Annotated in this window: 14 protein-coding genes; 10 read left to right on the forward strand and 4 right to left on the reverse strand. The window is 64.2% G+C overall.

Annotated features, from left to right (window positions below; all coding sequences use genetic code 11):
- Nucleotides 1–20: 20 nt before the first annotated feature.
- From accB to ACIPZH_RS16140, 10 genes are all read left to right on the forward strand, one after another.
- A complete protein-coding gene (gene accB / locus ACIPZH_RS16095; RefSeq protein WP_241806183.1) occupies nucleotides 21–482 on the forward strand; it encodes an acetyl-CoA carboxylase biotin carboxyl carrier protein in 462 nt (153 codons plus the stop codon).
- 17 nt (nucleotides 483–499) lie between these two features.
- Entirely contained in the window at nucleotides 500–1,855 is a 1,356-nt protein-coding gene (gene accC, locus ACIPZH_RS16100; protein WP_241806184.1) for an acetyl-CoA carboxylase biotin carboxylase subunit, read from the forward strand.
- A 293-nt stretch (nucleotides 1,856–2,148) separates the two neighbouring features.
- A complete protein-coding gene (prmA, locus tag ACIPZH_RS16105; protein ID WP_267819006.1) occupies nucleotides 2,149–3,027 on the forward strand; it encodes a 50S ribosomal protein L11 methyltransferase in 879 nt (292 codons plus the stop codon).
- Nucleotides 3,028–3,069: 42 nt separating this feature from the next.
- A complete protein-coding gene (locus tag ACIPZH_RS16110; protein ID WP_400636863.1) occupies nucleotides 3,070–4,398 on the forward strand; it encodes a DUF3426 domain-containing protein in 1,329 nt (442 codons plus the stop codon).
- Between the two features lie 206 nt (nucleotides 4,399–4,604).
- Nucleotides 4,605–5,618 (forward strand): tRNA dihydrouridine synthase DusB, encoded by a 1,014-nt coding sequence (gene dusB, locus ACIPZH_RS16115; protein WP_241806187.1) that lies wholly within the window; start codon nucleotides 4,605–4,607, stop codon nucleotides 5,616–5,618.
- The gene (gene fis / locus ACIPZH_RS16120) at nucleotides 5,615–5,935 is read left to right on the forward strand and encodes a DNA-binding transcriptional regulator Fis (protein WP_008093076.1); all 321 of its coding nucleotides are present in this window, start codon (nucleotides 5,615–5,617) and stop codon (nucleotides 5,933–5,935) included. Before dusB ends, fis begins: the two co-directional genes overlap by 4 nt.
- Nucleotides 5,936–6,016: 81 nt before the next feature.
- On the forward strand, nucleotides 6,017–7,624 hold the full coding sequence (gene purH, locus ACIPZH_RS16125) for a bifunctional phosphoribosylaminoimidazolecarboxamide formyltransferase/IMP cyclohydrolase (protein WP_241806188.1): 1,608 nt from the start codon (nucleotides 6,017–6,019) through the stop codon (nucleotides 7,622–7,624).
- Between the two features lie 167 nt (nucleotides 7,625–7,791).
- On the forward strand, nucleotides 7,792–9,087 hold the full coding sequence (gene purD / locus ACIPZH_RS16130; protein ID WP_400636865.1) for a phosphoribosylamine--glycine ligase: 1,296 nt from the start codon (nucleotides 7,792–7,794) through the stop codon (nucleotides 9,085–9,087).
- A 135-nt stretch (nucleotides 9,088–9,222) separates the two neighbouring features.
- Entirely contained in the window at nucleotides 9,223–11,994 is a 2,772-nt protein-coding gene (locus ACIPZH_RS16135) for a response regulator (RefSeq protein WP_400636867.1), read from the forward strand.
- Between the two features lie 109 nt (nucleotides 11,995–12,103).
- Nucleotides 12,104–12,700: a MarC family protein gene (locus ACIPZH_RS16140; protein ID WP_039602487.1), complete on the forward strand. Its 597-nt coding sequence runs from the start codon at nucleotides 12,104–12,106 to the stop codon at nucleotides 12,698–12,700.
- Between the two features lie 9 nt (nucleotides 12,701–12,709).
- Here the strand turns inward: ACIPZH_RS16140 and cobJ are convergent, their stop codons facing one another.
- The 4 genes from cobJ to cobG are packed head-to-tail and all read right to left on the reverse strand — an operon-like array spanning nucleotide 12,710 to nucleotide 17,085.
- Nucleotides 12,710–14,401 (reverse strand): precorrin-3B C(17)-methyltransferase, encoded by a 1,692-nt coding sequence (gene cobJ, locus ACIPZH_RS16145; RefSeq protein ID WP_400636869.1) that lies wholly within the window; start codon nucleotides 14,399–14,401, stop codon nucleotides 12,710–12,712.
- Between the two features lie 2 nt (nucleotides 14,402–14,403).
- Nucleotides 14,404–15,135 carry a precorrin-2 C(20)-methyltransferase gene (locus ACIPZH_RS16150; protein WP_241806191.1) on the reverse strand — a complete coding sequence of 244 codons (732 nt, stop codon included), beginning with the start codon at nucleotides 15,133–15,135 and terminating at the stop codon, nucleotides 14,404–14,406.
- Nucleotides 15,135–15,761 (reverse strand): precorrin-8X methylmutase, encoded by a 627-nt coding sequence (locus ACIPZH_RS16155; RefSeq protein ID WP_267819025.1) that lies wholly within the window; start codon nucleotides 15,759–15,761, stop codon nucleotides 15,135–15,137. Before ACIPZH_RS16155 ends, ACIPZH_RS16150 begins: the two co-directional genes overlap by 1 nt.
- Entirely contained in the window at nucleotides 15,754–17,085 is a 1,332-nt protein-coding gene (gene cobG / locus ACIPZH_RS16160; protein ID WP_400636870.1) for a precorrin-3B synthase, read from the reverse strand. Before cobG ends, ACIPZH_RS16155 begins: the two co-directional genes overlap by 8 nt.
- Nucleotides 17,086–17,245 lie beyond the last annotated feature (160 nt).

The raw sequence follows: 17,245 nt of genomic DNA on the forward strand, positions 1-17,245 counted from the left end.
CCTTTGGGAGTTGATGATTAATGGATATCCGTAAAGTCAAGAAACTGATCGAGCTGCTGGAAGAGTCTGGCATCGACGAACTGGAGATCAAGGAAGGCGAAGAGTCGGTCCGTATCAGCCGTCATAGCAAGACCCCAGCCGCTCAGCAGTTCTACGCACCTGCGCCAATGGCTGCCGCACCTGCCGCTGCTCCGGTCGCTGCTGCTGCGCCGGCTGCCGAAGCTGCCGCCACTGCCCCGGCGCTCAAAGGCACCGTGATCCGCTCGCCAATGGTCGGCACCTTCTACCGCAAACCTTCGCCGACCTCGCCGAACTTCGCTGAAGTGGGTCAGAGCGTGAAGAAAGGCGACACGCTGTGCATCGTCGAAGCGATGAAGATGATGAACCACATCGAAGCCGATATCGGCGGCGTTATCGACGCCATCCTGGTGGAAGACGGTCAGCCGGTTGAGTTCGACCAGCCGCTGTTCACCATCGTTTGATTCGCGGAGAGCCAACGATGTCTGGGAAGCTGGAAAAAGTCCTGATCGCCAACCGCGGGGAAATTGCCCTGCGGATCCTGCGTGCCTGCAAAGAACTGGGCATCAAGACCGTCGCCGTGCACTCCACGGCCGACCGTGAACTGATGCACCTGGGCCTGGCAGACGAGTCGGTCTGCATTGGTCCTGCTTCGTCCAAAGATTCGTACCTGCACATCCCGGCGATCATCGCCGCTGCCGAAGTGACAGGCGCTACCGCCATCCACCCGGGTTACGGCTTCCTCGCAGAGAACGCCGACTTCGCCGAGCAGGTGGAGAAGTCCGGTTTTGCCTTCATCGGCCCGCGCGCCGACACCATTCGCCTGATGGGCGACAAGGTGTCGGCCAAGGACGCGATGATCAAGACCGGCGTACCGACCGTACCAGGTTCCGATGGCCCGCTGCCGGAAGACGAAGAGGTCGCCCTGGCGATCGCCCGTGACGTCGGCTACCCGGTGATCATCAAGGCCGCCGGTGGTGGTGGTGGTCGCGGCATGCGCGTGGTGCACAAGGAAGAGGACCTGATCGCCTCGGCCAAGCTCACCCGTACCGAAGCCGGTGCCGCCTTCGGCAACCCGATGGTCTACCTGGAGAAGTTCCTGACCAACCCACGTCACGTGGAAGTTCAGGTGCTGTCCGACGGCCAGGGCAACGCCATCCACCTGGGCGACCGCGACTGCTCGCTGCAGCGTCGTCACCAGAAAGTACTGGAAGAAGCACCTGCTCCGGGCATCGACGAGAAGGCCCGCCAGGAAGTCTTCAAGCGTTGCGTCGATGCCTGCATCGAGATCGGCTACCGTGGTGCCGGCACCTTCGAGTTCCTGTACGAAAACGGCCGTTTCTACTTCATTGAAATGAACACCCGTGTGCAGGTTGAGCACCCGGTCTCGGAGATGGTCACCGGTATCGACATCGTCAAGGAGATGCTCAGCATCGCCGCTGGCAACAAGCTGTCGATCCGTCAGGAAGACGTGGTGATCCGCGGTCACTCGCTGGAGTGCCGGATCAACGCAGAAGACCCGAAGAAGTTCATTCCGAGCCCAGGCAAGGTCAAGCACTTCCACGCCCCGGGTGGCAACGGCGTTCGCGTCGATTCGCACCTGTACAGCGGTTATTCGGTTCCGCCGAACTACGACTCGCTGATCGGCAAGCTGATCACCTACGGCAAAGACCGCGATGAAGCCATGGCCCGCATGCGCAACGCCCTGGACGAAATCGTCGTCGACGGCATCAAGACCAACATCCCGCTGCACCGCGACCTGGTGCGTGATGAAGGCTTCTGCAAAGGCGGCGTGAATATCCACTACCTCGAGCACAAACTGGCCAACCAGGAGTGATCGCGTTAGCGTGATGCAACCCCGAACCCCGGCCTTGTGCCGGGGTTTTTTGTGGGGCTTTTTCACGCCAACGGTCATGCAGCACCCCATTTACTGGCCCGATCGCGGGCAAAGCAGCGCCTTCGGTCAGATCACCACACTGAAAAACACTGAAGGGCCTAAGGAAGCCGGCTTGCCGGCCATTGGGCTGCAGGCAGCGCCTCAAGCCATCCACAAACACCCCGCACTCGCGTAAACTGCCAGCCTTCGCGCAGCCTCGGGCTGCCCCTCTCGATTTACCAAAGGTGCCCGCCATGCCTTGGCTGCAAGTACGCCTGGCCATCAGCCCGGAACAAGCCGAAACCTACGAAGACGCCCTGCTCGAAGTCGGCGCCGTGTCGGTCACGTTCATGGACGCCGAAGACCAGCCGATCTTCGAACCCGACCTCAACACCACGCCGCTGTGGTCGCATACCCACCTGCTGGCACTGTTCGAGGCCGACGCCGACCCTGAACAGGTGTTCGCTCACCTGCGCCTGCTGACCGGCACGCAGCTGCCGGAACACCAGGCCGAAGTGATCGAGGATCAGGATTGGGAACGCAGCTGGATGGACAACTTCCAGCCAATGCGCTTCGGCCGCCGCTTGTGGATCGTGCCAAGCTGGCACGAGGCGCCGGAAAAGGACGCCGTGAACCTGCTGCTTGACCCAGGCCTGGCCTTCGGCACCGGCACCCACCCAACCACCGCCCTGTGCCTGGAATGGCTCGACGGCCAGCAGCTCGAAGGCACCCAGGTCCTGGACTTCGGCTGCGGTTCGGGCATTCTGGCGATTGCCGCACTGTTGTTGGGCGCACGCGAAGCGGTCGGTACCGACATCGACGTGCAGGCCATCGAAGCTTCGCGTGACAACGCCCAGCGCAACGGCGTCGCCGACGAGAAGCTGGCGCTGTACCTGCCCGAGCATATGCCGGCCATGCAGGCCGACGTGCTGGTCGCCAATATCCTCGCAGGCCCTTTGGTCTCGCTGGCGCCGCAGCTGTCCGGCCTGGTACGCCCAGGCGGCCTGCTCGCATTGTCTGGCATCCTCGCCGAACAGGGTGAGGAAGTGGCCGCAGCCTACGCTGCCGACTTCGAGCTGGACCCGATCGTCGTACGCGACGGCTGGGTACGCATCAGTGGTCGCCGCCGCTAAGCGGGCCTAAAATACTTTTCTGCACAGCTCCCGGATCGCCGCATGACCGACAGTTTCGTCACCCAGTGCCCGCATTGCCAGACCAGCTTTCGCGTCACCCACCACCAATTGAGCGTGGCGCGTGGGGTCGTGCGCTGCGGCCATTGCCTGCAGGTGTTCAACGCGGCGAAGCAACTGCTGGAGCAGAACCGCGCCAGCGCCGCCCCGGCAGTGCCGCCAATCCCGGCGGTTGGGCCAGTCACTGCGCCCGAGCCACCGGTCAGCGAGCGCCCAGCCGCCGAGCCGCAAGACTGGGCAGCCACAGCTCAAGCCCTCGACGAACTTGACCTGGACCAGGAACTGGCCCGCCTCGAACGCCGTGGCAAGGCAGACGAGCCGCGCCCCGCCGCCCCTGTCGATGCACTACAGGCGCGGCGTAACGAGCCCGCCGCCGAGCCCCATGGCGACGAGCTGTTCGGTAATGCGACCGACGATCACCATGAGCCGCTGGAGCCCGAAGCGCCCACCCCGGTGCTGCTCAAGCCAGAGCCGCTGGACCTGGAGCCTGCCCCGGGCGATCGCACCGAGCCCACGCTGGACGGCAACCTGGACCTGGACTTCGATGATGAACCTGCCGTGCATCGGCCCGCCGAGCGCGACAACCCCAACGACTTCCCCGAGCGGCTGCCGCCAGATGACGAACCCGTTCACGAAAAGGGCCTGAGTGCCCGTGATGATGGCGATACGGATCTGCATCTTTCGGCGCACGATGACACCCCTGCCCCGGGGCTGACCGGCGAGCGCCTTGAACCTGGCTTCACCGCCAAGGCCTCGCGTGCATCACGCAAGGAGCCGCTCATCGACGTGGTCGACGACCCTTTGCAACTGGGCTGGGAAAAGCCGCACCCCCACTGGGGCAAGCGCGTGCTCTGGACCGTGCTCACACTGCTGGCCGCCGGCCTGCTGGCCTTCCAGTACGTGTGGTTCCATTTCGATGAAATGGCCCGCCAGGACCAGTATCGCCCGCTCTTCCAGCAGCTGTGCCCGATGCTTGGCTGTGAGGTGCCTACCCGCGTCGATATTGGCCGGATCAAGAGCAGCAACCTGGTAGTACGCAGCCACCCGGACTTCAAGGGCGCGCTGATCGTCGACGCGATCATCTACAACCGCGCCCCCTTCGCCCAGCCGTTCCCCCTGCTGGAGCTGCGTTTTGCCGACCTCAATGGCCAATTGATCGCCAGCCGGCGCTTCAAGCCGAGCGAGTATCTCTCGGGTGAACTGGCCGGCCGTGGCGAAATGCCCAGCCAGACGCCCATCCACATTGCCCTGGATATCCTCGACCCTGGCCCTAGAGCGGTGAATTACAGCTTGAGCTTCCGCTCCCCCGAATAGACGCCGAGCTGCAAGCGGCAAGAGAAGCGAGCCGACAACCGGTCTGCTCCCTCTTGCCGCTTGCAGCTTGCAGCTTGTAGCGCCTGGTCATAAGCCTGCAACTGTTCAGAATTTATCCAAATCCATCTTTATCCGGTCACCGAGAGCGGGTATTATGCCAACCCTTTTTCGACTCCAATGATTCGGCCCCACAACAGGGAACACCTATGTCGGCGGTACGCATCGGCCCATATACACTACGTAACAACCTGATCCTCGCGCCCATGGCCGGGGTCACGGACCAGCCTTTCCGTACACTTTGCAAGCGCCTGGGCGCGGGCATGGTGGTGTCGGAGATGGTCAGCAGCGACATGAGCCTGTGGAACAGCCGCAAGTCCAGCCTGCGCCGCATTCACGAAGGCGATCCCGAGCCGCGCTCGGTACAGATCGCCGGTGGCGATGCGCAGATGATGGCAGCGGCTGCCAGGGCCAACGTCGAAGCTGGCGCCCAGATCATCGATATCAACATGGGTTGCCCGGCAAAAAAAGTCTGCAACAAAGCTGCAGGCTCTGCTTTATTGAGAGATGAAGCGCTGGTCAGCGAGATTCTCCACGCCGTGGTCGGCGCGGTGGACGTCCCGGTGACCCTGAAGATCCGCACCGGTTGGGACCGGGCGAACAAGAACGGCCTGAACGTGGCGAGAATCGCCGAGCAGGCTGGCATCCAGGCGCTGGCGGTGCATGGCCGCACACGCGCCGACCTGTACACCGGCGAAGCCGAATACGACACCATCGCTGCCATCAAGCAGGCGGTGTCCATTCCGGTTTTTGCCAACGGCGATATCACTTCGCCAGAAAAGGCCCGGGCGGTGCTGGACGCCACCGGCGTCGACGGTCTGCTGATTGGCAGGGCCGCCCAAGGGCGGCCCTGGATCTTTCGCGAGATCGAGCATTACCTGGGGACGGGCCAGCATTTGCCGGCCCCGCAGCTGGACGAAGTGGAACGTATTCTGCTGGAGCACCTTGCCGCGCTGCACGCCTTCTATGGCGATGTGATGGGCGTACGTATCGCCCGTAAGCACGTCGGCTGGTACCTGGCAACACGACCCGGCGGCAAGGAGTTTCGCTCCCGGTTCAACGCTTTGGAAGACACACAAGCGCAGTGCGCCAACGTTCGAGCTTTTTTCAGCGAACGTCGACAGAGCCTTGAGACAGAGGACGGACAAGGGGTGGCCGCATGACGATGATGACCGAGACATTAGTGAGTGGAACAACGCCCGTGAGCGACAACGCCAACCTCAAACAGCACCTCAACACGCCGAGCGAAGAGGGCCAGACCCTTCGTGACAGCGTCGAGAAGGCGCTGCACAACTACTTCGCACACCTGGAAGGCGCTACCGTCACTGACGTGTACAACCTGGTGCTCTCCGAAGTAGAGGCGCCCCTGCTCGAAAGCGTGATGAATTACGTCAAGGGCAACCAGACCAAGGCCAGCGAGATGCTCGGGCTCAACCGAGGCACCCTGCGCAAGAAACTCAAGCAGTACGACTTGTTGTAAGCCAGAATCCCAATCAGAAAAGGCGGCTCCCTGAACAGAGGCGCCTTTTTTGCTGACTCCACCGCGTTATTGGAATCCGAAATGACCGACCAGACTACCCGCCTGCCAGTCCGCCGCGCCCTGATCAGCGTCTCCGACAAGACCGGTATCCTCGAATTCGCTCGTGAGCTGCAGCAGCTCGGTGTCGAGATCCTGTCCACCGGCGGCACCTACAAGCTGCTCAAGGACAACGGCGTGAACGCGGTGGAAGTGGCCGACTACACGGGCTTCGCCGAAATGATGGACGGCCGGGTCAAGACCCTGCACCCGAAGATCCACGGCGGCATCCTCGGCCGTCGCGGTGTCGACGACGCAATCATGAACGAGCACGGCATCAAGCCGATTGACCTGGTCGCCGTCAACCTGTACCCGTTCGAAGCCACCATTGCCAAGCCTGGCTGCGACCTGCCGACCGCCATCGAGAACATCGACATCGGCGGCCCGACCATGGTCCGTTCGGCTGCCAAGAACCACAAGGACGTCGCCATCGTGGTCAACGCCGGCGACTACGCCAGCGTCCTCGAAGGCCTCAAGGCCGGCGGCCTGACCTACGCCCAGCGTTTCGACCTGATGCTCAAGGCCTTCGAGCACACGGCGGCGTACGACGGCATGATCGCCAACTACATGGGCACCATCGACCAGGCCAAGGACACGCTGTCCACCGAAGCGCGCAGCGAGTTCCCGCGCACCTTCAACAGCCAGTTCGTCAAGGCTCAGGAAATGCGCTACGGCGAGAACCCGCACCAGAGCGCGGCGTTCTACGTTGAAGCCAACAAAGGCGAAGCCAGCGTTTCCACCGCCATCCAGCTGCAGGGCAAGGCGCTGTCGTTCAACAACGTGGCCGACACCGACGCCGCGCTGGAGTGCGTGAAGAGCTTCGTCAAGCCGGCCTGCGTCATCGTCAAGCACGCCAACCCCTGCGGCGTCGCCGTGGTGCCTGAGGACGAGGGCGGTATCCGCAAGGCCTACGACCTGGCCTACGCCACCGACAGCGAGTCGGCCTTCGGCGGCATCATCGCCTTCAACCGTGAACTGGACGGCGAAACCGCCAAGGCCATCGTCGAGCGCCAGTTCGTCGAAGTGATCATCGCCCCGAAAATCTCCCAGGCGGCCCGCGACGTGGTGGCTGCCAAGCAGAACGTACGTCTGCTGGAGTGCGGCGAGTGGCCAGCCGAGCGTGCCGCCGGTTGGGACTTCAAGCGCGTCAACGGTGGCCTGCTGGTGCAGAGCCGCGACAACGGCATGATCACCGCCGAAGACCTGAAGATCGTCACCAAGCGTGCACCGACCGAGCAGGAAATCCACGATCTGGTCTTCGCCTGGAAGGTGGCCAAGTTCGTCAAGTCCAACGCCATCGTCTACGCCAAGCAGCGCCAGACCATCGGCGTCGGCGCTGGCCAGATGAGCCGCGTCAACTCCGCGCGCATCGCTGCCATCAAGGCAGAGCATGCCGGCCTGCAAGTGCAAGGTGCGGTCATGGCGTCGGACGCGTTCTTCCCGTTCCGTGATGGCATCGACAATGCCGCTAAAGTGGGTATCAGCGCCGTGATCCAGCCCGGTGGTTCGATGCGCGATGCCGAGGTGATCGCTGCCGCTGACGAAGCCGGCATCGCCATGGTATTCACCGGTATGCGCCACTTCCGCCACTGATAGCAGCGGCAAGCTTTACGCTGCAAGCTGCAAGCAAGAGCAGGGCAAATTGCTCCTGCTTGCAGCCACAGCCCCTTGAATCCCTGAGTTGTGAGCACGTGAAAGGATCAGCGCCAACCGCTTTCTTTTGACGCTTGCAGCTTGCAGCTTCTCCGAAGGAGCCTGTAATGAAAGTTTTGATCATTGGCAGCGGCGGCCGTGAGCACGCCCTGGCCTGGAAAGTCGCCCAGGACCCACGCGTCGAGAAAGTATTCGTCGCCCCTGGCAACGCCGGTACCGCCATTGAAGCCAAGTGCGAGAACGTTGCCATCGACGTGACCGCCCTTGAGCAACTGGCAGACTTCGCCGAGAAGAATGTCGACCTGACCATCGTGGGCCCCGAGGCGCCACTGGTCATCGGTGTCGTCGACCTGTTCCGCAGCCGCGGCCTGGACTGCTTCGGCCCGACCAAGGGCGCGGCCCAGCTGGAAGGCTCCAAGGCATTCACCAAGGACTTCCTGGCTCGCCACAAGATCCCGACCGCCGACTACCAGAACTTCACCGAGATCGAGCCGGCCCTGGCCTACCTGCAGGAAAAAGGCGCGCCGATCGTGATCAAGGCCGACGGCCTGGCTGCAGGCAAAGGCGTGATCGTCGCCATGACCCTGGAAGAAGCCGAAGCCGCCGTGCGTGACATGCTCGCAGGCAACGCCTTTGGCGAAGCCGGTTCGCGCGTGGTGATCGAAGAGTTCCTCGACGGCGAGGAAGCCAGCTTCATCGTGATGGTCGACGGCCACAACGTGCTGCCAATGGCCACCAGCCAGGACCACAAGCGCGTGGGTGACCAGGACACCGGCCCGAACACGGGCGGCATGGGTGCCTACTCCCCTGCCCCAGTCGTTACCGCCGATGTCCACCAGCGCGTGATGGACCAGGTGATCTGGCCGACCGTGCGCGGCATGGCCGAAGAAGGCAACGTGTACACCGGCTTCCTGTATGCCGGCCTGATGATCGACAAGGCGGGCAACCCCAAGGTCATCGAGTTCAACTGCCGCTTTGGCGACCCGGAAACCCAGCCAGTCATGCTGCGCCTGGAATCGAGCCTGGTGCTGTTGATCGAAGCCGCTTTCGCCAAGGCGCTGGACAAGGTCGAAGCGCAGTGGGACCCGCGCCCGAGCCTGGGTGTGGTGCTGGCTGCCGGCGGGTACCCGGGCGACTACGCCAAGGGCGACGCGATCAGTGGCCTGGAGGCCGCAGCCAAGATCGAAGGCAAGGTGTTCCATGCCGGTACTTCGCTCAAGGACGGCCAGGTCGTGACCAACGGTGGCCGCGTGCTCTGCGCCACGGCCATGGGCAGCACGGTGGCAGATGCCCAGCAGCAGGCTTACCGCCTCGCCAAGGAAGTCACCTGGAGCGGTAGCTTCTACCGTACCGACATCGGCTATCGGGCCATTGCCCGCGAGCGCGGTGAACACCAGCAATAACCTTGACCGGATAGCCGCAGCGTCTTGCGCGTGCGGCTTTCGGCTCGTCGACATGGCCCCATCGGGGCCTTGCCTTCGACTTGGCGCGCCGCGCATAGTTACTCCACGGCACATCAGCTAGGAAGGGATCTCGTAGTGCGTCGGCTTCGGATTGCCACAGCTCTGATCGTCAGCTTGCTGACCCTGCTCTGCCTGCTCCCGGCTTCGGCCGACCAAGGCGGAGGCTGGTCCGTTTTGCTCGACGAACAAGCCAACCTGCAATTGAGCGACGTCCGCTCGGATCGCTATCGCAACCAGTTCAGCCCCACGACCCTGGGCGACCTCGATGCAGCACCGTCGCAACAGGCCCTGTGGCTACACTATCGCCTCGAACCGGGTGAGCAGGAGCGACTGTTGCGGGTCTTCGCCCCGGACCTTTCACGCCTGGATCTCTACGCCCTGGAGGGCGACAGGCTGCTACGCCAGCTGCACCACGGCCGCCAGGCCGGCAACGCCAGCCCGACCCTGCGTGGCAGCGATCACGTATTGCCCCTGCCGAACAGCCCGACCGCGGTGGACGTCTACCTGCGCCTGGTCTCCGAGCATCAACTGCGCCCGGCCATCACCCTGGAGCCTGCGGCGGTCGCCGCTTCAAACCATGGCCAGCCATTGCTGTTCGGCATGCTCTTCGGCGGCCTGGCCATGCTCATCCTGCACAACCTGATCCGCTTTCTATACACCCGCTCCAGCACCACCCTGGTCCTTGCGTTGTACCACGGGCTGATGCTGCTCAGCGGCCTGATCCTGCTCAACCTCAGCGGCCCCTGGTGGCACCTGTGGCACAGTGCGCAAACCCCGGCCGCCTACCTGACCCTGGTGTTGGCGGGCCTCGCGGGGCTTTATTTCACCCAGCACTTCTTCTCGCGCTGCAATTCACCGCAGCTCAATCGCTTGCTGCAGGGCGAAATGCTGGTGGCCGCGGTCAGCGGCCTGATCCTGCTGTTCGTCGATACCCTGCCGCTCAACCTGATGACCTACGCCCTGCTGGCCTTGGGCAGTGTGAGCATGCTGCTGGTCAGCAGCTACCACTGGTACAAAGGTTATGCACCGGCACGCCTGTTCAGCCTGGCCATGGTCGTGTTCAACCTGGGCGGGCTGGTGTTGCTGCCGGCCCTGCTCGGCCTGACTCGCACCTCGACGCCCTGGCTGCTGTGCATTCTGCTCGGCTTGACCGTGGCCAGCGGCCTGCTGCTCAACCTGGCGGTCAGCGAGCGCCTGCGGCGCATGAGCGAAGAGCGCTTCAGCGCCAGCCGCGCACTGGCGGCCAGTGACGCCGAAATCAATGCCAAGGCCGAGTTCCTGGCCAAGATCAGCCATGAAATCCGTACCCCCATGAACGGCGTGCTGGGCATGACCGAACTGCTGCTGGGCACGCCGCTGTCGGTCAAGCAGCGTGACTACGTGCAGACCATCCACAGCGCCGGCAACGAACTGCTCACACTGATCAACGAGATTCTCGACATTTCCAAGCTCGAGTCGCGGCAGATCGAACTGGACGATGTGCAATTCGACCTCAATGCCCTGATCGAAGACTGCCTGAACATCTTCCGCGCCAAGGCCGAACAACAGAACATCGAGCTGATCAGCTTCACCCAGCCGCAAGTGCCACGGGTCATCAGCGGCGACCCGACGCGCCTGCGTCAGGCCCTCTCCAGCCTGCTGGAAAACGCCCTGAAAAACACCGACCACGGCGAAATCCTCCTGGTCGTTGCACTGGACCAGCGCAGCGAAGTGCCGCGCCTGCGGATCGCCGTGCAGGACAGCGGCGAGCCGCTGCCTGCGGCCGAGCGCGAAGCCCTGCTGCAGGCAGAGCTGCACAGCCACCATTTCCTGTCCAGCAACAAGCTTGGCGGCCACCTCGGGTTGATCATCGCCAAGCAACTGATCGGCCTGATGCAAGGCGAATTCGGCATCAAGAGCAGCACCAGCATGGGCAACACCCTGTGGCTGACCCTGCCGCTCGACCCCTCGCGGCTGGAGCAACCCTTGGCCGACCTCGACAGCCCATTGCGTGACGCCCGGGTGCTGGTGGTGGACGACAACGACACCTGCCGCAAGGTGCTGGTGCAGCAGTGCAGCGCTTGGGGCATGAACGTCAGTGCCGTGCCCTCGGGCAAAGAAGCCCTGGCCCTGCTCCGGACCAAGGCGCACCTGCGCGACTATTTCGACGCGGTCTTGCTCGACCAGAACATGCCCGGCATGACCGGCATGCAGCTGGCCGCCAAGATCAAGGAAGACCCAAGCCTGAACCACGACATCCTCGTGGTGATGCTCACCGGTATCAGCAATGCACCGAGCAAAGTCATTGCCCGCAATGCCGGGGTCAAGCGCATCCTGGCCAAACCGGTGGCCGGCTACACGCTCAAGACCACCCTGGCCGAAGAGCTGGCCCAGCGCGGCCGCGAACAGACCGTGCCGATGACCCTGCCAGGCACCCCGCCCACACACGAGCTGCCGGGCGACTTCCGCGTGCTGGTCGCCGAAGACAACAGCATCTCGACCAAGGTGATCCGCGGCATGCTGGGCAAACTCAATCTCGAACCGGATACCGCCAGCAATGGCGAGGAAGCCCTGCAGGCCATGAAAGCCCAGCGCTACGACCTGGTGTTGATGGATTGTGAAATGCCGGTGCTCGACGGCTTCTCCGCCACCCAGCAACTGCGCGCCTGGGAGGTCGCCAACCAGCGCCAGCGCACCCCGGTGGTGGCACTGACCGCGCACATCCTCGCCGAGCACAAGGAGCGCGCACGGCTGGCCGGCATGGATGGGCACATGGCCAAGCCGGTGGAGCTGTCGCAATTGCGCGAGTTGATCCAGTATTGGGCGAACCAGCGGGAAACCAAGACCGATCCGCTGCATACCTCCTAACGATAAAGCGCTGCAGCAGCGGCCTGGATTACAGCAGCGCTGCATGGAACTGCGGTTGCTGCGCAGCCCTTCTGCGCCACCAGGCCGCTCCGACAAAGGACTCACCCTCATGCTTCACGAGTTGTTCAGTGTCTACCTGAAGATGCTGGTGCTCTACAGCCCGTTTTTCGTGCTGTCGTGCTTCATCAGCCTGACCCGTGGCCACTCCAGCAAGGAGCGCAAGCAGCTAGCCTGGAAGGTTGCGTTCGCCGCATTGGTGGCCAGTGTGTTGCTGTACCTGTTCGGGCGGGCGATCTTCGGCATTTTCGGCATCACGGCCGATGCCTTCCGCATCGGCGCCGGCAGCGTGCTGTTCATCTCGGCATTGGGGATGGCCCAGGGCAAACCGGCCGTGCAGGCCGACAACGTGCAGCAGGACGTGACCATCGTACCGCTGACGATCCCGCTCACCGTAGGCCCGGGCACCATCGGCGCGCTGCTGGTGATGGGCGTCAGCCAGCCGCACTGGGACGACAAGTTACTGGCCATCGTCAGTATCGCGCTGGCCAGCTTCACCGTGGGCCTGGTGCTGTATCTGTCGCACGGCATCGAGCGCATTCTCGGTGAGCAAGGCCTGCAGATCGTCAGCCGCCTGATGGGGCTGTTCGTCTGCGCCTTGGCGGCGCAGATCATCTTTACCGGCATCAGGGGCTATCTGGTCGGCTAGCCCCGCCACTTACGGCGCAACAGGGTACCAACGCGGGGTATAGACCCACTGCCCACCCTCGGCACGGGCAAAGGTGCAGGTCGTGGAAGAACCGACCAGTACCATGGTGCGCATGTCGACCATCTCTGGCACCAACTCGGCGAGGGTGACCACCTTGAGCGTCTGCCCCGGCCTGCCGATGTCACGCCCCAGCACTACGGGTGTATCGCCATCCCGGTGCTGGCGCACGATTTCCAGCGCGCGGCCAAGCTGCCAGGGGCGCGAACGCGAGATCGGGTTGTAGAAGGCCAGCACCAGGTCGGCCTGAGCTGCCAGGCCCAGCCGATGTTCGATGGTCGACCAGGGTTTGAGATTGTCCGACAGCGACATCACGCAGAAGTCATGCCCCAGCGGCGCGCCCGCTTGAGCGGCGGTGGCCAGCGAGGCCGAAACCCCCGGCAGGATCTGCAGATCGACCCGATGCCAGGCGGGGTCAGAGGACCCGTGCAGCGCTTCCAGCACGGCTGCGGCCATGGCGAAGACCCCCGGGTCACCCGACGACACCACCACCACCGAGCGCCCCTGGGCAGCAAGCTCGAAAGCATGACGCGCGCGCTGCATCTCTTCGCGATTGTCGGTGCAATGTTGCACCTGGTCGTCGCGGAACGGTCCGGCCATGCGCACGTAGGTTTCGTAACCGAGAATGTCCTCGGCGCGTGCCAGCTCGGCTTTGACCGCCGGCACCATCAGCTCGGCGGCGCCAGGGCCAAGGCCGATGACGGCCAGGCGACCACGCTTGCGCCCCAGCTGGTTGACCTTGACTGGCGCCGATGCCAGCGCGATGACCAGGCCCGCCTGCTCGATCAGGCGCGCATCCGGCAATGCTGCGGCGGCCATGCTGACAAGCGTGCTTTCTTTGGCCGCAAAACGCAGTGCGACACCCAGCGTCTCGGCCGCTGCCAGCAAGGACGGTTCGGCCATGGCCTGTTCGGCGGCCAGCAGGCACGCCAGTGACTGCTCGGCGATGCCCGCTTCACGCAGGGCATCATTGACGCGTTCGACCAGTTCAGGGCCGCCCGCATCCACCGCAACCACCACCGAACGGGGGCGGATCAGCAACTCGTCACGGCTGGCCGGGCGCGCAGTGCATCCCACATGAATGGTGCGCTGGGCGGCTTCACTGGTTGGCAATTGGGCCTGAGCCAGCCACGGCGCATCGCCCTCGATGCGTACGGCTTCGCCCGCCAGCAGATCGGAAACGAAACGCTTGCCCTGTTCGATGTCCGCCAGGGCGTAGCCTTCGGGTGGGTTCAGCAGGCAGGTGCCGAAACGCAGCTCGCCACTGGTGGTGATCGCCGGAGCCACGCCCAGCGCCTCAGCGATCTCCCGGGCCATGAGGTTGACGCCGCTCAGCCCGCCCAGCAGCGGCACTACCGCACTACCGTCCTCGGCCACCGCCAGCACCGGCGGCTCCGCGCCTTTCTCGCTGAGCAGGCTGGCCAGGCTACGGATGACGATACCCGCCGCACACAGGGCAATGATCGGCGTGTCCTGCCGGTAGAGCTCGCGCAACGTGTCGCCAAAGTTTTCGTAATACTGGTCGGCCAGGTCGACCCGACCACTCAGGCCGTGCAGCGTTGCCTGTGGATACCGCTGCTGAATGCGCCGCGCGGTGGCCACGCTGCCAGCGCCGAGCACGATGATCGCCGGTGCCTTGTGCATGCTCATCCCTGCCATTTTTCACCCGGCACGATGATCAGCGAGAAGTACGGTGATGACTGTGGATCCACCTGATCCAGCGCGACGATTTTCTGATTGGCCATGGTCGCCCGTTCCACGTACAGCGCTCGGCTGTCCAGGCCCAGTTCGCCCAGCACCTGCCGCACCTTGGGGAAGTTGCGGCCCAGCTTCATGATTACCGCCGCGTCGGCGTCGGCCAGGCGCCGCTTGAGCTCTTCGGCCGGCAGCACGCCCGACAGCACCGACAGGCTCTGGTTGCGGTAAACCAAAGGGGCCCCCAGTACCGAGGCGCCGCCCAGCATCGAGCAGACGCCAGGGATCACTTGCGCGTCATAGCGCTGCGCCAGACGGTCGTGCAGGTACATGTAGGAGCCGTAAAAGAACGGGTCACCTTCGCAGATCACCGCCACATCGCGGCCAGCATCGAGGTGTTCGGCCACCTGCACGCTGGCCTCGTCATAGAAATCGCTGATGACCTGCTCGTAGGACAACGGTGCCGGCAACGCCTCGGTGGTCACCGGATAGACCAACGGCAGCAGCGTTTGCGCTGGCTGCAGGTGCGACTCGATGATGCCGAAGGCATTGCCACGCTTGCCCTTGGCCACGAAGTAGGCGACCACCGGGGCCTCGCGTAGCAAGCGCAGGGCCTTGAGGGTGATCAGCTCAGGGTCGCCAGGGCCTACGCCCAGGCCCAGCAGACGTCCACGCGGCGCCATCATTCCACCTCCGTGGCGAGGGCATTGACCGCCGCCGCCGCCATCGCGCTACCGCCCAGGCGGCCCTGCATGATCACGAAGGGTACCCCTCGGCTATCTGCGGCAAGCATGGCCTTGGACTCCGCCGCACCGACGAAGCCAACCGGGAAGCCGAGGATCAGCGCAGGCTTGGGTGCCCCTGCATCGATCATTTCCAGCAAGTAGAACAGTGCGGTCGGTGCGTTGCCGATCACCACCACGCTGCCCTCCAGGTAGGGCCGCCACAGTTCCAGGGCCACCGCCGAGCGGGTATTGCCGGCATCTTTGGCCAAGGCTGGGACACTCGGGTCGCGTAGGGTGCAGATCACTTTGTTGTCAGCGGGCAAGCGTGCACGGGTGATACCTTCGGCGACCATGTGCGCATCGCATAGGATCGGCGCGCCGTTGGCCAGGGCCTCACGGCCGGCGCGGCCTGCACCTTCGGAGAACTGCAGGCCGTCGATGGCCTCGACCATGCCGCAGGCATGGATCACACGAACGGCGAGTTTCTCAAGGTCCGCGGGGATCCGCTCGAGCCGGGCCTCCTCACGGATGATCCGGAAAGAATTGCGATAGATCTCCTGACCATCGCGGATGTAATCAATCATCAAGGTGCTCCGTCGGCAGGTCGAGCATGGCGCCTGCTTCGTTCAAGGTGAGGTTGGCGGCGCGCAGGGCGCCGAAGCCCGGCAGGCGCGCGTCACGCAAATAGAGGTCATAGCGGCCCGGCGAGCGGGCCAGCAGCGTGGCCGGGGCGACATGGGCCACGGCGCAGGATCGGGGGCAACCAGACAGGTGCACGCTGGCAGGCGCGCCCGCAGGCAAGAGCGCTGCCAGGGCCACGGCATCGGCCTTGGTATCGCCGTGCGCCTTGGCGCAGCCGCTGGCGCCGGTGCAGGCAACCAGGCGGGCCAGGGGCTCATGGCTGTGGCACAGCCAGCCAAGGGCCGAAAGCTCACGTTGCACCGCAGCGATGCGCGTGCCAGCGATAGAGGTCAGCATCAGGCTTTGCCAGGGGCTCAGGCGCAGGCTGCCATCGCCGTGTTCACGGGCGATGCGCGCCGCACCGCGCAGCATGTCGGCGTTGAGCCTGCCAAGCGGCGGGGCAATGCCCAGGGCCATGCCTTGCTGCTGCTGAACGGCGCCGAGCCATGAGCGGTGGCTCGCTGGGCGGCGCCACGCGAGCACGGCATCATCCCGGCGGATTTCCAGCCCCAGCCCCGCGATGAATCGCGCCACTGAGCAGTTTTCCAGCAACTGGCGCATGCGCGCCTGCTCCGGGCTGGCCAGATCGAGAAAGCGCTCAAGCACTGCACGCACCAATTCCAGCCCCTGCTCTACCGGCACCGCACCCAGCACCTGGCCGTCAGCCGGGCAGCCGGCCAGGCCGAACGCCAGCCAGGTGCGTTGTTCGAGCCGCAATGCGCAAAGCCATAGATCGTGTGGGTGCTCGAGCATCGCCAGGCCTTCGCCGCCGTCCAGTTGCAGGGCGAACTTGGCCGATAACTGATGAAAGCGCGGCGTGCCTTGCAGCAGGTCGAGGATGTGTTCGGCCAGGGGGCGAACATCCAGCACCATCGAGGGGTCATGCCCGGCCAAAGGGCTGAGCATCAGGTTGCGCACATCGTCACTGGCAGCGTCGCGGGGGCCCAGGCCTGCTGCCAGCAGGCTTTCGATCAGGCCGGCGTGATCATCGCCAATGCCACGGATCTGCAGATTGCCGCGGTTGGTCGCCTCGATCACGCCACCGGCGAAGCGCTCGGCAGCCGCCGCCACGGCATCGGCCTGATCGGCCAGCAACAGCCCACCGGGCAGCTTGATCCGGCAGATCCCGCCATCCAGAGCGCTGACGATGCGCCACAACCCCGGGCAAGCCGAGGGACGGGGCGACACGGGTGGGGTATGGACCTGCTTCAAAGGGGCGTCCGGCAATCGCTGAAAATGCGCTTGAGTGTAGAAGGCGCGGTATTATGCCTGCTTTGTCCGGCGGCATGAAAAGCCGGTGGTCGAGCATCGCTGGCGATTGAACAGAAATTCATCACCGCGTCGCCCCCCTTTGCCGGCTGAGGGGGGCAACGCGCCCCCAAAAAAT

It is taken from the genome of Pseudomonas sp. NPDC089758, assembly GCF_044748705.1.
GTDB lineage: Bacteria > Pseudomonadota > Gammaproteobacteria > Pseudomonadales > Pseudomonadaceae > Aquipseudomonas > Aquipseudomonas putida_X.

Bases quoted from the DNA above. Each gene is read 5' to 3' on its own strand.
- accB (WP_241806183.1), top strand. From the start codon at position 21: ATGGATATCCGTAAAGTCAAGAAACTGATCGAGCTGCTGGAAGAGTCT.
- accC (WP_241806184.1), top strand. From the start codon at position 500: ATGTCTGGGAAGCTGGAAAAAGTCCTGATCGCCAACCGCGGGGAAATT.
- prmA (WP_267819006.1), top strand. From the start codon at position 2,149: ATGCCTTGGCTGCAAGTACGCCTGGCCATCAGCCCGGAACAAGCCGAA.
- ACIPZH_RS16110 (WP_400636863.1), top strand. From the start codon at position 3,070: ATGACCGACAGTTTCGTCACCCAGTGCCCGCATTGCCAGACCAGCTTT.
- dusB (WP_241806187.1), top strand. From the start codon at position 4,605: ATGTCGGCGGTACGCATCGGCCCATATACACTACGTAACAACCTGATC.
- fis (WP_008093076.1), top strand. From the start codon at position 5,615: ATGACGATGATGACCGAGACATTAGTGAGTGGAACAACGCCCGTGAGC.
- purH (WP_241806188.1), top strand. From the start codon at position 6,017: ATGACCGACCAGACTACCCGCCTGCCAGTCCGCCGCGCCCTGATCAGC.
- purD (WP_400636865.1), top strand. From the start codon at position 7,792: ATGAAAGTTTTGATCATTGGCAGCGGCGGCCGTGAGCACGCCCTGGCC.
- ACIPZH_RS16140 (WP_039602487.1), top strand. From the start codon at position 12,104: ATGCTTCACGAGTTGTTCAGTGTCTACCTGAAGATGCTGGTGCTCTAC.
- cobJ (WP_400636869.1), bottom strand. From the start codon at position 14,401: ATGCACAAGGCACCGGCGATCATCGTGCTCGGCGCTGGCAGCGTGGCC.
- ACIPZH_RS16150 (WP_241806191.1), bottom strand. From the start codon at position 15,135: ATGGCGCCGCGTGGACGTCTGCTGGGCCTGGGCGTAGGCCCTGGCGAC.
- ACIPZH_RS16155 (WP_267819025.1), bottom strand. From the start codon at position 15,761: ATGATTGATTACATCCGCGATGGTCAGGAGATCTATCGCAATTCTTTC.